This window comes from Vibrio sp. 10N.222.46.A1 (genome assembly GCF_041473595.1).
GTDB lineage: Bacteria > Pseudomonadota > Gammaproteobacteria > Enterobacterales > Vibrionaceae > Vibrio > Vibrio tasmaniensis_A.
On sequence record NZ_JBFRSN010001410.1, the window covers coordinates 1 to 394 of the forward strand.

At 45.7% G+C, this 394-nt stretch carries 1 pseudogene; it reads left to right on the plus strand.

Annotation, left to right across the window (positions count from 1 at the left end):
• Positions 1 to 394 (plus strand): annotated as a pseudogene (locus AB4496_RS26980) (insulinase family protein); the annotation flags it as partial.

The window sequence follows — 394 nt, forward strand, 5'->3', positions numbered from 1 at the left end:
GATAACATCATCCAAGCGGTGTTCCAGTACATTAAGTTGATTGAACAACAAGGTATTGAAGAGTGGCGTTACCTCGAAAAACGGGCTGTTTTGGAATCAGCCTTCCGCTTTCAAGAGCCCTCAAGACCACTTGATGTCGTCAGCCATCTCGTTATCAACATGCAGCATTACCAAGAGCAAGATGTAGTGTATGGCGATTACAAAATGTCGCATTTCGACGAAGAGTTACAACGTTCTCTGCTTCCTTACTTAACCGTCGACAACATGCGGGTCACCATTGTTGCTCAAGGGTTCGAATATGACAGAGAAGCGAAATGGTACTTTACGCCCTATTCGCTCACACCATTTAGCGCTGAGCAAGTTCAATGCTTTACATGCATTAACCCCGGCTGGC